The sequence below is a fragment of the Segatella albensis DSM 11370 = JCM 12258 genome (genome assembly GCF_000426565.1).
Classification (GTDB): domain Bacteria; phylum Bacteroidota; class Bacteroidia; order Bacteroidales; family Bacteroidaceae; genus Prevotella; species Prevotella albensis.
The window spans coordinates 26,660-38,979 of record NZ_AUFP01000001.1; the positions used below are offsets into that span (position 1 = coordinate 26,660).

Genomic DNA, 12,320 nt, shown 5'->3' on the forward strand with positions numbered 1-12,320 from the left:
CGCCTATCTCTTTAAAAAGAATCTTACTAATATAAAATTTGTCGGAACGGTAATCGCAAACATAGGTACCATCGCAATCTGCTTGCTCAAACCTATTCCCACAAGGAAGTTCAAGACTACTGTCTGTAATATATAGTTGATGATATGTGAGAAAACAAAACCTGCACTACGTTTGACATTAGACTTCACCTTAAAGGTGTAACGGGTGCTGGCAATGTAATTGAAGATGAAACTGATCACATACGCTATTGTGTTGGCTGATGTTACGATAACATGATTGCCCCAGTCTGGCATCATATATTCCAACAATGCTACGACCAACAGATAACCTAGATATTGTATGACAACAGCGATGACACCAACAATACCAAAGCGAATGACCTCGCCCAATCCCTGGCGCTGTTTATCGTCTAAACGGTTTATAATATCCTTGATTGGCATAAGCTAACATTTCTTGATCTCCTCGGCTATCACCATAGGCTATGATATGATACTCTTCGCGTGGTGCTGTAACCATTTTCCGGATACGGTTTACCTTCTCCTGCCCATAACAGTTTCGGGATTGGAATCGACCGGTTATCTTGTTGTCCACGACCTCGATCTGTGTTCCCAAGATATGGAAATCGGTATGACCAAGATGGAACTCCACGGAATCTCTGAAGAATGGAGCTACCCAGTTATCGATACTGGCACTAACGATAAGTATGGTTGCCTCTTCTGCTATCGCCTTACGGAGTGATGTCTTGGCAGGCTCTCTCAGAAGGTCTGCACAATCTCGTGCAAAACTTCGACACTGATGATTGAAGTCGTCTATAGATTCTCCACGAAAGAAATAGCTGAATATTTTCTCTTTCACCTTATAGTTCGGATACAAATGAAGTTTCATCAATATCAGCAAAGGACTATAAAGGAGAAATCCCTGAAGAAAGCGAGAGGTTCCCTTGGTATATCTGATAAACTCGAGGAGTGTATCCTTACGGGTTATCGTGCCATCAAAATCATAACAATATACTTTTCTTTTCATCTGGGTATATACGCTACATCACATATATAATAAGGATAAAGGCTAAAAGCCATGCCAGAACGATCAACTGGGTGAAATGATCCTTCTGGATGATTTTCGTAGGATTGCCACTCTTCTCGTCAACAACAGCAATCTGAATATATCGGAGCAGTCCTACAAGTACAAAGATACTGGTGAGGTAAAGATTCTCTGTATGGAAATTCTTAATAACCTCAGGACTTACGGTATACATAATATAACATACTAGGGTTACTGATGCTGTGATGGTAATGGCTTGATTGATGAAAGTGAGATTATAGCGAATCGTATTCTTGCGTGGTGCCTTACCGGTTTCCTCCATAAGAAGTACGTCATCGCGGCGCTTGGCAAAACTCATGAAGAGGGTTAAAAGGAATGTCATCAGCACAATCCACTTACTAAGCATGACATCTGTGGCAAAACCACCAGCCAGCAGACGAAGGACAAAACCAAAGGCGACAATACAGACATCAATGATTGCAAACTGTTTGAGTTTGGCGCAATAGGCCAAGTTAAGCAACCAATAAAAAAGAATTACTCCTCCTACCTGTAATGGTCGGCCATCTGCACTTTCCGGAATCAGATACATCAGTGCTATTGTGCCCATAGACAACAAGAACATTAAGATCATCAGTCCATAGGCTTGTGCGATGCTGATAGCACCTGATGCTATCGGACGATGACACTTCGTGACATGGTGTCGATCATCTTCTACATCGTGGATGTCGTTGAAACAATATATCGATGATGCTGCAAAACTATAGGCGAAGAATGTGATGATACCTTCTACAAAGGAGTCCTTGATGAATAATTCTCCACCAAAGACCAACGGACCAAAAACAAAGAAATTCTTGATCCACTGATTAGGTCGTAATAGCTTGATTAAATTCTTCATTCTGGTATAACTTTATTCAACTGATTAGAAATCCAAGTAACTATCTTGCACAACAGCCATGCCAAAGGCAGGGTGATCGCTGTGCATACAAAAAAAGTTGGCCAATAGCTCCAATTGTGTGGCAAATAATCCAGCACGAAATGGATATGGATAAGATAACATTCCAGACTCAGAGCACCGATAAACTTGAAACTCTTATTAAACCACTTCGGTGTACGACGGAAAAGTCGATTGAGAAGAAGTATCGAGGTAATCGTAAGCGGAATGTAAAGCATACGTTCTACATATAATGGGAACTGTCCATGACGTTGCTGCTCCAGAAATATACTTGAGGTCAGCGTCATCACAAACATGATGATAATCATCCAGATGCTGGCTCCGTCCATCTTCTGCTTGGTACGCACGAGTTCTCCCATATTGATGCCGATAAAGAAGATTGGCACACGACTCCAAAATATCTCGATATGACCTACAATATCATGGACTGGTGTGACATATTGTACAAGTATGCACCACAGGATCATCACGACAGGAAGCCATCGATAGATAGGATGCTTCTTGATAAGTTCCATATAGAATGGAGCAAAAAGATAAAGCATCATCGTTGCTGGTATATACCAAAAGTTGAGTTCGTCATGAAGCCAGAAATCCCAATTTATGGTAATATCACCTATCAAGTCAACCCAAGACATCACACTTCCGCCATGGAAACGGGGTATATAAAACAGACAAGCAATGATCAGCCATGCTGGATAGATACGAAGATAACGGCGCTTGAAGAAACGCTTATAGGATGGGGTCTTCATCCACGAGAACCATAAACCGACACCACTCAGAAAGAGAAACATGTCGACACCAACATTTCCCATCCTTCGCAGGCCATAAAACATATCATTACGAGGTAGGTCGGCATGGAAAAGAATAATGAAAACCATTGCCATACCCATCAACTCACCGCGATAACGACTGATGTTTGCCAGTTCTATGTCTTTGATCTTCAAGTTCATTTCAACTTCGGACTTGGTATTTTCTTCATAAACTCACGGAATACCCACGATAAGGCTATCGTCGCTATCACATAAAGTAACAGACCACAATAAAGATCTCCCTGACGACTGATCGGTATAAAAACTTTGCGGGTAATAGGATGACAGACAAACATTGCCGCACTAATAGAACCTACCCAATCTAAATGGTTGAACAGGTATGTCATCTTTCCGATGGTCTTTACAAAACCTATACAGAATGTGCAGACAAAGGCTGGAACAAAGTACCATAACTGATATGATGAACTGAAGATCAATATAAGTACTGTCGACACGATCAGCATGATGGCATTCTGTTGCTGACTTAATGGTCGACCATATTTTGCATAAAGTATGCCCAAGCCAAATGGCAGCATACCTCCTATAAAATTATAGCGTATTCTGTTCAGCATATCGCCTTCTGGGTCACAGAATATCTGTAAGAGCCAACAGACAACAATAGCGCCAACAATCCATTTCCAATTTCTGCGATACAGGAACAGTCGATAAACGATATAGAGTTGAAGCATCAGACCAAAGAACCAATATGGACCTGGCCAGATGATATCATCCGGATGAGGTAACAGGTTGTTGAACATACCCATCTGGGCTACAACATCAAGGAAGGAATAATGATGGGAACCCGGAGTAATCGCGTCAATCATCGTAAACGCTACAAAACCAACAATCATCATCTTGAATAACTTCAGAAAATGATAGCGCACAAAACAAAATGACTGTAATGAGAAACGTTGTACCGTAGGTTCTGTAGCACGAGACTCGTACTTACGGACCAAACCATAAGCACTCAGGAAAAGAAAAACAGGTACACCGTAATGACCAAAGAAGGAAAATAGATGTGCCAGCACTTTCTCATCGGGACTCAGCATAACCTGCCAGAACCACTCCACATTATGACTGAAATACTGATACTCATTCTCCTTGACTATCGGATTCAGCCAATGACAGAAATTGTGCATGACAATACCGATAATCGCCAATCCGCGAAGGACGTTGCACTCCGTACGAGTTAATAATTCTTGATTGTTCATTTACGCTTCATTTCTTTAAAATGTTCTTCCCGTAATTGATCGTAATCTGTCGTATTCTTCAAAATACGAGGACGGTCTTCCTTGTAGTTCGGACTCAGAAGGTTATATTCATCATGATAATCCTTCGTATGGATTCCCGCCAGATAGAGTAACAGATGTGGTAGCGCATCGGTCATAAAGCGACGATGACGTGCTTGGACAATCTGCTGGAAAATCTCCGGATGATTGTGGGCATACTTAGGACTACAATATATCCAGAATGGAATTTCAAACTCATAATGTGCCAATGGCCAATCTATATTGGCAGAGTGATTTCGACAGATGAATCCGCGATTCTCTTCGTAACACTCCTCACCATGGTCTGGCATATAGATGACGATGGCATCTTGCTTTTTGAACTTCTTCACAATCTGATAAACCACAGAGTCGTTATAGAGAACTGCATTATCATAATAGCTCAGAACCTTCTTTTGCTTATTCGTCAATTCTGGACGCATCTCATCATAGGTAGAGGCATAGAAATGTGTTTGCGAATTACGGAAACGCGTACGATAGTTGACGTGCTGACCGATGAGATGGAATATCGTCAGATTATACTTTCCATTCTGACTCTTCAGTTGATCATAATCCTTCAAGAGATCTTCATCAAAATAGTGAAGACTCGTATTTCGTGTATCAAACTGTTCCTTGCTCAACTTTGGATTGTTCAGGAAGAATCCTCCACTGAAATCATACACGGCTTCCTTTGCCTTAGGTAAGAACTGGTTAGTGATAAAGCTGACGTGATAGCCTGCCTTACGGAATACCTCCGGGAACAATGGATAATCACACCATTCGCCTTTCTCACCAATGACATGAAGTGAGAATACATTCTTAAAGACGAAACTGGTAAGATTCCAACATGTTATCACATCATCAAACTTGGTCAGGAATCCTGACTTCTCCAGTCTTACTTGACGAGGTGTCGTCTCTAACGGATAACCATATTGCTGAGAATGATGCTTGCCATAGCTCTCGCCAATAATCAGAACGATATTCGGAGAACGATATGAACAACTGTCGACACTTACCTTGTCGGCTGCCTTTATCAACAAACCGATCTGCTGAGCGGCCAGTGTATTGGCATAGGCACTGAATATCAGACGATAAATAGGAATGTACATCTGACCGTGGTCTTTCTCGGTCAAGGTGTGCTCTACTTCGCCTATCGTACGACCTGTCATCAACTTCCAACATCCGATCTTGTTCGGTACGCTACTTATTGCGCCCCAGATAAGGATAGCTACACAAGCTATGCTCAAATAAGTATGATAATGTTCGAAGAAATCCATAATCTGACAGCGAACTTTCAGATAACTGTCCAAGGCAACACCTTTGACTTTCTTGATGATATAGGGTTCCCACGAAACAACAATATTTACGACTGCTAACAAAAGTATCCAACCTACCCTACTGAAAAGCAGATCCGGACTGACCAAAGAGGACAGGAAATCTCCAACCTCTCTGCTGTCGGTCTCTCCAACAAGCATGAGCATAGATGGGTTGAGCGTAGAATCAAAATTGACGAAACAGTATACGTCTATTAATGCTACTACATATAATATAATGTAGAGAAATATCGTTATCCACCTACGCGCAATACGTGGTATCAACAGCAGAACTGCGCAACAGCAATAGAGATCTACGAACAACTCCAAGAATAGATTCCCATAAAGTTCTGCCCCATCTGTATCGGGGAGTGTACAAAGTGCACTAAGGATTCCCAACAGATACATGAAGGTAAAGAATGTCGCGTTCCTACGAATTGGCACGAACACGAACTCCAAATATTTCTTCAATCGTTGTAATATCTTCATTTCTGATAATTTCTTAAAACAAGCGATTCTATAGACTTAGGAACAAGGCCATGAATAGACTGACCTTGAAGTATGCGATTACGTATTTCTGTACTACTGATATCCAGAAACGGTGTGTCTACAACAGACACGTTCCCGGGAAGTTCCTTCACTTCTACATTCTCACCTCTACGTGGATATACTACAATAGAATAATTGCTGAGAATCTCCTGATAACCATACCACTTATCAAATTGTGCCCAATTGTCTCCACCTATCAACAAGACAAATTCCCGATCTGGATAATCTTCGGAAAGATGACGCAAGGTGTTCAACGTATACGAAGGACGCTGAAGATGAAATTCGTAGTCCGAGGCCAACAGATTCTCTTCTTCACGCAGAGCGATACGAGCCATATCAAGACGCCTTTCGTCATCCAACAATTCTCGCTCACACTTCCAAGGATTCTGCGGAGAAACCACAAACCACACTTCCTGAAGACCGGCACACTTCAAAAGTTGCCGGGCAAGGGCTATATGCCCCACATGAATGGGATTAAAAGACCCACCAAAGATGCCCGTCTTCTTTTTCATTTATTATTTTGCCAAAAACTCCTCAACGAGTTTCAGAGTTTCCTGTTCTGCCTTCTCCAAATCGTCATTAACGACGACATAATCAAATTTCGGAGCGAATGTCAACTCGTAGCCGGCCTTAGCTAAGCGTTGTTCGATAACTTCAGGAGCATCCGTGGCACGTCCTACCAGACGGCGACGAAGTTCTTCTATCGAAGGTGGCTGAATGAAAACGCTCAATGCCTTATCACCATAGAAGTTCTTTATATTGCATCCGCCCTTGACATCAACATCAAAGACCACGTTCTCACCTTTCTCGGTCTGATTAACGACCTGAGATTTTAGTGTTCCGTAGAATCTATCCTCGTACACTTCCTCATACTCCAAGAATTCATCATTGGCAATCTTAGCCTTGAACTCTTCTGGGGTCAGGAAGAAATATTCCACTCCATTCTTTTCCGTTCCGCGAGGAGCACGAGATGTACAACTCACAGAAAATGCCAGATTAAGCTCTGGATGTTCTTTCATCAAATACTGGACAATGGTACTCTTACCGCTGCCACTTGGAGCTGAAAATATAATCAACTTACCTTTATTATCCATAATTATAGTGCATTGAGAACTTGCTCTTTAATCTGCTCAAGTTCGTCCTTCATCTTAACAACAATATTCTGCATCTCGGCCTGATTGCTCTTAGACCCTGTCGTATTGATCTCACGACCCATCTCCTGAGCGATAAATCCCAGTTTCTTACCTACAGGGCAATCTTCCATCATTGTCTCACGAAAATACTTCAGGTGATTTGTCAGGCGCTGCTTTTCCTCACTAATATCAAGTTTCTCGATATAGTAGATCAGTTCCTGCTCAAGACGATTCTTATCATATTCCACCTCAGGGATCTGTTCCAATCCCTTGATAATAGACTCTTTAATCTTAGGTACGCGAGATTTCTCATAAGGTTCGATACTCTTCAACAACTTTTCGATATTGTCCACCTTCTCAGTAAACTTCTTCTGAAGAGCAGCACCCTCTTGTTTACGGAAATTAATCAAATTATCCAAAGCCTCATCGATAGCTTTACGAGCAGCATTCCACTCTTCCTCCGACAACTCTTCGACATCGTTCTTTGTTGTAACATCAGGAAGGCGAAGCAATGTAGCATACCAGTCATCTGGTTCTGGTATACCCGTTTTTGCAGAAATTTCCTTTATTTGCTGATAATAATTTTCTACAAGAGAAGCATTGATAGGAGCCGCATCAGCAAGCACATCCTTCTCAATCCATATAGAGAAATCGACCTTACCTCTATGCAAGGCACGACCAATAGTTTGACGAATTTCCATCTCTTTCTCGCGATAGAGAGGAGCGATACGAGCAGAGAGATCCAAAGTCTTAGAATTTAATGACTTAATCTCAACATTAATTTTCTTTTCCTTGTAGACTACGACTGATTTGCCGTAACCTGTCATTGACTGTATCATTGTTACTTTCGCGTTAATTTTTTGCAAAAGTACAAATTTTCGCGGAAAAAAACGTAAATTTGCACCTTATTATAAGAATATTTTTGTTTATGTCGTGCATATTAAACATTGAAACAAGCACCGACGTGTGCTCAGTAGCAGTAAGTAATGATGCAGAATGCATCTTCAACAAGGAGGACCACAGTGGCCCTAACCACGCCGTAAAACTCGGCGTTTTCGTTGACGAAGCCTTATCATTTATTGATAACCATGCCATCCCATTGGATGCCGTAGCGGTAAGTTGCGGACCAGGTTCATATACAGGTCTACGTATAGGAACAAGTATGGCAAAAGGTATATGCTATGGACGTGGAGCAAAGCTCATCGCAATCCCTACACTGGAACTCATGACAGTACCGGTACTCCTCAGAGAGATGGTGACAGAGGATAATGCATTGCTCGTTCCTATGCTCGACGCTCGCCGCATGGAAGTTTACGCACAAGTCTTCGACCGTGCTCTCAAAGAACATCGTCCTATTCAGGCTGACGTGGTAGATGCAGAAACATACAAAGAATTCCTTGACAAAGGACCTGTATATTTCTTCGGAAACGGTGCAGCCAAATGTATGGATACCATCAATCATCCTAATGCTCACCTCATCGAGGGCATCGAGCCATTGGCCAAGAATATGTTTCCACTTGCAGAAAAGCGCATAGCATTGGAAAAATACGAAGATGTAGCATACTTCGTACCATTCTATCTAAAGGACTTTGTTGCAAAGAAGCCTAAGAGTCTGCTTTAATCCGGTAGCGGGCAAAAAAATAACTATAAGAGTAGTAAAGAATGAAATTAGACGGATTGGATTACAACACGCAACGCGAAAAACTGGTTCTCCCTGAGTATGGCAGAACCATTCAGAATATGGTAGATTACTGTATGACCATCGAAGACCGAGACGAGCGTCAAAAATGTGCAGAGTCTATCGTTGCCATCATGGATCGTATGTTTCCACAGAATAGTGCTACCGAAGACCATGAGCGCAAGCTATGGGATCAGTTAGCATTGATCAGCGATTTCAAATTAGACATCGACTATCCTTTCGATATCAGCAATGCCAAGAAGATCGCCACAAAACCGGAAGCTATAGAATATCCTATGAAGCGCATCCCCGTAAGACATTATGGCAACTTGATGTTCGAAGCTTTCAAGAAGTTGAAGGACATGGAGCCTGGTGAAGAACGTGATGAGTTGACAAAAATCGTTGCCAACCAGATGAAGCGTGACCTGATATCATGGAGTCATGGTTCTTGCGATGATGAAAAAGTTGCATCTGATTTGGCAAAGTTCACAGACGGAAAGATTCAGTTGGATCTGGACACCTTCCAGTTTGAGAAAATCAACGAGAAAGAAATTAATAACGGTAAGAAAAAGAAAAAGTAAATGGAGTCTTTCATCATAGAAGGCGGTCATCCGCTCAAAGGTACTATTACTCCTCAGGGAGCTAAGAACGAAGCCTTGGAAGTGATTTGTGCGACAATCCTCACCTCAGACCCTGTCAGAATCAAGAATATCCCGGACATCCTTGATGTGAATAACCTTATTCTTCTTCTGAAAGAGATTGGAGTAAAGGTTACCAAGAATGCCGAAAACGATATGACTTTCCAGGCCGACGAACTAGACCTGAATTATCTGCAAAGTGCAGAGTTCGTCAAGAAATGCTCACAACTTCGTGGTAGCGTGTTGATGATTGGTCCACTCCTCGGCAGATTTGGAAAAGCTACCGTTGCAAAACCTGGTGGCGACAAGATTGGGCGCCGTCGCTTGGACACTCACTTCTTGGGATTCAAGAATCTTGGAGCACATTTCGTCCACGACGATGAACGCAACGTCTTTGAGATTCAGGCCGAGAAGCTCAAAGGATGCTATATGCTGCTCGATGAAGCCTCTGTCACAGGAACCGCGAACATCATCATGGCAGCGGTGAGAGCTGAAGGTACAACGACCATCTATAATGCAGCCTGCGAACCCTATATCCAGCAATTGTGCCATCTACTCAACGCTATGGGCGCAAACATCAGTGGCATCGGCAGCAACCTGATCACCATCGTAGGCGTGAAGAACCTTCACGGAGCTGACCATAAGATTCTGCCCGATATGATAGAGGTAGGATCTTTCATCGGTATGGCAGCAATGGTGGGAGAAGGCATACGCATCAAGGATGTCTCTGTAAAGGATCTGGGTATCATCCCGGAGGCATTCCGAAGACTTGGTGTAAAAATCGATATCGAAGGCGATGACCTTGTCGTTCCGAAACAAGAGAGCTACGTCATCGATTCTTTCATCGACGGAACGATAATGACACTCGCCGATGCACCTTGGCCAGGACTTACCCCAGACCTTCTTTCCGTCTTACTCGTCGTTGCGACACAGGCTCGCGGAACCGTACTCATCCACCAGAAGATGTTCGAGAGTCGACTGTTCTTTGTCGACAAACTCATCGACATGGGAGCACAGATCATCCTATGCGACCCACATCGCGCTGTCGTTGTGGGACACGACAGAAAGATCACCTTACGAGCAGGCAGGATGACAAGTCCGGATATTCGTGCCGGTATAGCCTTGTTGATTGCTGCCATGAGTGCAAACGGAACAAGTAAAATTGCAAATATCGCTCAGATTGACCGTGGCTATCAGAACATTGAGAAGCGACTGAATCAGTTGGGAGCAAAGATTACTCGTGTAAATGATTAAGCAAGAAGAAGTTTATAAGATTGGGAAGTTGGGAAAACCTCACGGTGTAAAGGGTGAGATCAACTTCCTATTCGATGACGATGTATTCGATCGTGTTGATGCTCAATATCTGATTCTGGATATTGACGAAATCCTTGTACCTTTCTTTATGGAGGAATATCGTTTTCGTTCAGACTCTACAGCACTTGTAAAGTTCGAGGATATCGATACAGAGGACAGAGCCCGCGACCTGACAGGATGCGAAGTATACTTCCCATACAAGTTATCGGATAACGACCCCACGAACATATCATGGAGTCAGATCATCGGATTCCAACTTATCGACTTACATATAAATAATGTGGTAGGAACCATTCAGTCTGTTGACGATTCCACCATAAATATACTTTTCGAGGTAAAGACCAAAGACGGCAAAGACATATTGATTCCTGCTTCAGAGGAGTTGATACAAGAAGTAGATGTAGAGAATCGACAGATAAAGATCAATTTGCCTGAAGGAATTTTAGATTTAGAATAATGAAAAAACAACAAATATGTATCTTGGGTAGTACCGGAAGTATTGGTACTCAAGCCCTTGATGTAATTGCGCAACATAGCGATCTATACGAAGCTTACTGTTTAACTGCTAACAATTCTGTTGAGAAATTGGCAGAACAGGCACATCGTTTTCATCCCGCAGCCGTGGTGATAGCCAACGAAGAACATTATCAGGAACTACAAGACTTGCTGAGTGACGAACCTGACATCAAGGTTTATGCCGGCAAGGATGCCATCAATCAGATTGTAGAAGCCAAACCGATAGATGTTGTCCTCGCATCAATGGTTGGATTCGCAGGACTCACTCCTACGATTCATGCCATCAAGGCAGGGAAGAAGATATGTCTGGCCAACAAGGAGACCCTTGTTGTTGCCGGTGAACTCATTCTAAATCTTGTCAGTCAATATCATGTACCTCTTCTACCGGTAGACTCTGAGCATAGCGCTATCTTCCAAAGTCTTGTAGGCGAGGATCAGAACGAAATAGAGAAGATACTATTAACATGTTCCGGTGGTCCGTTCAGGAAGTTCACCGAAGAACAACTCAAGCATGTCACAGCCGCCGATGCCCTCAAGCATCCTACCTGGGACATGGGTGCCAAGATAACCATCGACTCCGCATCACTCATGAACAAAGGTTTCGAAGTTATGGAGGCCAAATGGCTCTTTGGTGTTCCTGCAGAGAAGATCCAAGTGCTGATACACCCTCAAAGCATCGTTCACAGTGGTGTACAGTTCAAGGATGGAGCTGTGAAGGCACAGTTAGGTGTTCCCGACATGCGCCTTCCTATCCAATACGCGTTCTCATTCCCAGAGCGACTCAGTTTGAATGGCGACCGTCTAGACCTCTTCAAGGCACAGAATCTGGAATTCTTCGAACCGGACATCAACAAATTCAAATGTCTGGCATTATCTTACGAGGCCATCAACAAGGGAGGCAATATGCCGTGTATCCTTAATGCAGCCAACGAGATCGTAAATGCAGGATTCAGAAAAGGCCAGTGCTCATTCCTCGGAATGGCCGACATCATCGAGAAGACGATGAACAAAACCCCATTCGACAAGAATCCCGATTACGACGTCTATATGCAGACAGATGCTGAAGCACGTCGCATAGCCACAGAAATAATGAATAACAAATAAACAATTG

The 12,320-nt window shown here is 42.8% G+C and carries 14 protein-coding genes; 5 read left to right on the top strand and 9 right to left on the bottom strand.

Annotated elements, in window-relative coordinates:
• Positions 1-3 precede the first annotated feature (3 nt).
• The 9 genes from K333_RS0100125 to K333_RS0100165 are packed head-to-tail and all read right to left on the bottom strand — an operon-like array spanning position 4 to position 7,902.
• Complete coding sequence (locus K333_RS0100125) at positions 4-441, bottom strand: GtrA family protein (RefSeq protein ID WP_024990222.1); 438 nt, start codon at positions 439-441, stop codon at positions 4-6.
• Positions 404-1,024 carry an HAD family hydrolase gene (locus K333_RS0100130; protein ID WP_024990221.1) on the bottom strand — a complete coding sequence of 207 codons (621 nt, stop codon included), beginning with the start codon at positions 1,022-1,024 and terminating at the stop codon, positions 404-406. The genes K333_RS0100125 and K333_RS0100130 overlap by 38 nt, the downstream gene beginning before the upstream one ends.
• Before the next feature lie 13 nt (positions 1,025-1,037).
• Positions 1,038-1,937 carry a decaprenyl-phosphate phosphoribosyltransferase gene (locus tag K333_RS0100135; protein ID WP_027452183.1) on the bottom strand — a complete coding sequence of 300 codons (900 nt, stop codon included), beginning with the start codon at positions 1,935-1,937 and terminating at the stop codon, positions 1,038-1,040.
• Positions 1,934-2,944, bottom strand: coding sequence for an acyltransferase family protein (locus K333_RS0100140; protein ID WP_036886356.1), 1,011 nt, complete (start codon positions 2,942-2,944; stop codon positions 1,934-1,936). The genes K333_RS0100135 and K333_RS0100140 overlap by 4 nt, the downstream gene beginning before the upstream one ends.
• Positions 2,941-4,014 carry an acyltransferase family protein gene (locus tag K333_RS0100145; RefSeq protein WP_024990218.1) on the bottom strand — a complete coding sequence of 358 codons (1,074 nt, stop codon included), beginning with the start codon at positions 4,012-4,014 and terminating at the stop codon, positions 2,941-2,943. Before K333_RS0100145 ends, K333_RS0100140 begins: the two co-directional genes overlap by 4 nt.
• Positions 4,011-5,870 (bottom strand): phosphoethanolamine transferase, encoded by a 1,860-nt coding sequence (locus K333_RS0100150; RefSeq protein WP_024990217.1) that lies wholly within the window; start codon positions 5,868-5,870, stop codon positions 4,011-4,013. The genes K333_RS0100145 and K333_RS0100150 overlap by 4 nt, the downstream gene beginning before the upstream one ends.
• Positions 5,867-6,442 carry a nicotinate (nicotinamide) nucleotide adenylyltransferase gene (nadD, locus tag K333_RS0100155; RefSeq protein ID WP_024990216.1) on the bottom strand — a complete coding sequence of 192 codons (576 nt, stop codon included), beginning with the start codon at positions 6,440-6,442 and terminating at the stop codon, positions 5,867-5,869. Before nadD ends, K333_RS0100150 begins: the two co-directional genes overlap by 4 nt.
• A 3-nt stretch (positions 6,443-6,445) precedes the next feature.
• On the bottom strand, positions 6,446-7,024 hold the full coding sequence (gene gmk, locus K333_RS0100160; RefSeq protein ID WP_024990215.1) for a guanylate kinase: 579 nt from the start codon (positions 7,022-7,024) through the stop codon (positions 6,446-6,448).
• A gap of 2 nt (positions 7,025-7,026) precedes the next feature.
• A complete protein-coding gene (locus tag K333_RS0100165; protein ID WP_024990214.1) occupies positions 7,027-7,902 on the bottom strand; it encodes a YicC/YloC family endoribonuclease in 876 nt (291 codons plus the stop codon).
• A gap of 89 nt (positions 7,903-7,991) precedes the next feature.
• On the opposite strand from K333_RS0100165, the gene tsaB reads away from it, so the two are divergent.
• The 5 genes from tsaB to K333_RS0100190 are packed head-to-tail and all read left to right on the top strand — an operon-like array spanning position 7,992 to position 12,313.
• Positions 7,992-8,684: a tRNA (adenosine(37)-N6)-threonylcarbamoyltransferase complex dimerization subunit type 1 TsaB gene (tsaB, locus tag K333_RS0100170; protein WP_024990213.1), complete on the top strand. Its 693-nt coding sequence runs from the start codon at positions 7,992-7,994 to the stop codon at positions 8,682-8,684.
• A gap of 41 nt (positions 8,685-8,725) precedes the next feature.
• Positions 8,726-9,322 (top strand): DUF4290 domain-containing protein, encoded by a 597-nt coding sequence (locus K333_RS0100175; protein ID WP_024990212.1) that lies wholly within the window; start codon positions 8,726-8,728, stop codon positions 9,320-9,322.
• Positions 9,323-10,633, top strand: a complete 1,311-nt coding sequence (gene murA / locus K333_RS0100180) for a UDP-N-acetylglucosamine 1-carboxyvinyltransferase (protein ID WP_024990211.1) — start codon at positions 9,323-9,325, stop codon at positions 10,631-10,633. It abuts the gene before it with no gap.
• The gene (rimM, locus tag K333_RS0100185) at positions 10,626-11,150 is read left to right on the top strand and encodes a ribosome maturation factor RimM (protein ID WP_024990210.1); all 525 of its coding nucleotides are present in this window, start codon (positions 10,626-10,628) and stop codon (positions 11,148-11,150) included. The genes murA and rimM overlap by 8 nt, the downstream gene beginning before the upstream one ends.
• Positions 11,150-12,313, top strand: a complete 1,164-nt coding sequence (locus K333_RS0100190; RefSeq protein ID WP_024990209.1) for a 1-deoxy-D-xylulose-5-phosphate reductoisomerase — start codon at positions 11,150-11,152, stop codon at positions 12,311-12,313. Before rimM ends, K333_RS0100190 begins: the two co-directional genes overlap by 1 nt.
• The last annotated feature ends 7 nt before the right edge of the window (positions 12,314-12,320 follow it).

What these genes read in the sequence shown, in the direction of transcription:
- K333_RS0100125 (WP_024990222.1), bottom strand. Translation starts at nt 441, where the DNA reads ATGCCAATCAAGGATATTATAAACCGTTTAGACGATAAACAGCGCCAG.
- K333_RS0100130 (WP_024990221.1), bottom strand. Translation starts at nt 1,024, where the DNA reads ATGAAAAGAAAAGTATATTGTTATGATTTTGATGGCACGATAACCCGT.
- K333_RS0100135 (WP_027452183.1), bottom strand. Translation starts at nt 1,937, where the DNA reads ATGAAGAATTTAATCAAGCTATTACGACCTAATCAGTGGATCAAGAAT.
- K333_RS0100140 (WP_036886356.1), bottom strand. Translation starts at nt 2,944, where the DNA reads ATGAACTTGAAGATCAAAGACATAGAACTGGCAAACATCAGTCGTTAT.
- K333_RS0100145 (WP_024990218.1), bottom strand. Translation starts at nt 4,014, where the DNA reads ATGAACAATCAAGAATTATTAACTCGTACGGAGTGCAACGTCCTTCGC.
- K333_RS0100150 (WP_024990217.1), bottom strand. Translation starts at nt 5,870, where the DNA reads ATGAAGATATTACAACGATTGAAGAAATATTTGGAGTTCGTGTTCGTG.
- nadD (WP_024990216.1), bottom strand. Translation starts at nt 6,442, where the DNA reads ATGAAAAAGAAGACGGGCATCTTTGGTGGGTCTTTTAATCCCATTCAT.
- gmk (WP_024990215.1), bottom strand. Translation starts at nt 7,024, where the DNA reads ATGGATAATAAAGGTAAGTTGATTATATTTTCAGCTCCAAGTGGCAGC.
- K333_RS0100165 (WP_024990214.1), bottom strand. Translation starts at nt 7,902, where the DNA reads ATGATACAGTCAATGACAGGTTACGGCAAATCAGTCGTAGTCTACAAG.
- tsaB (WP_024990213.1), top strand. Translation starts at nt 7,992, where the DNA reads ATGTCGTGCATATTAAACATTGAAACAAGCACCGACGTGTGCTCAGTA.
- K333_RS0100175 (WP_024990212.1), top strand. Translation starts at nt 8,726, where the DNA reads ATGAAATTAGACGGATTGGATTACAACACGCAACGCGAAAAACTGGTT.
- murA (WP_024990211.1), top strand. Translation starts at nt 9,323, where the DNA reads ATGGAGTCTTTCATCATAGAAGGCGGTCATCCGCTCAAAGGTACTATT.
- rimM (WP_024990210.1), top strand. Translation starts at nt 10,626, where the DNA reads ATGATTAAGCAAGAAGAAGTTTATAAGATTGGGAAGTTGGGAAAACCT.
- K333_RS0100190 (WP_024990209.1), top strand. Translation starts at nt 11,150, where the DNA reads ATGAAAAAACAACAAATATGTATCTTGGGTAGTACCGGAAGTATTGGT.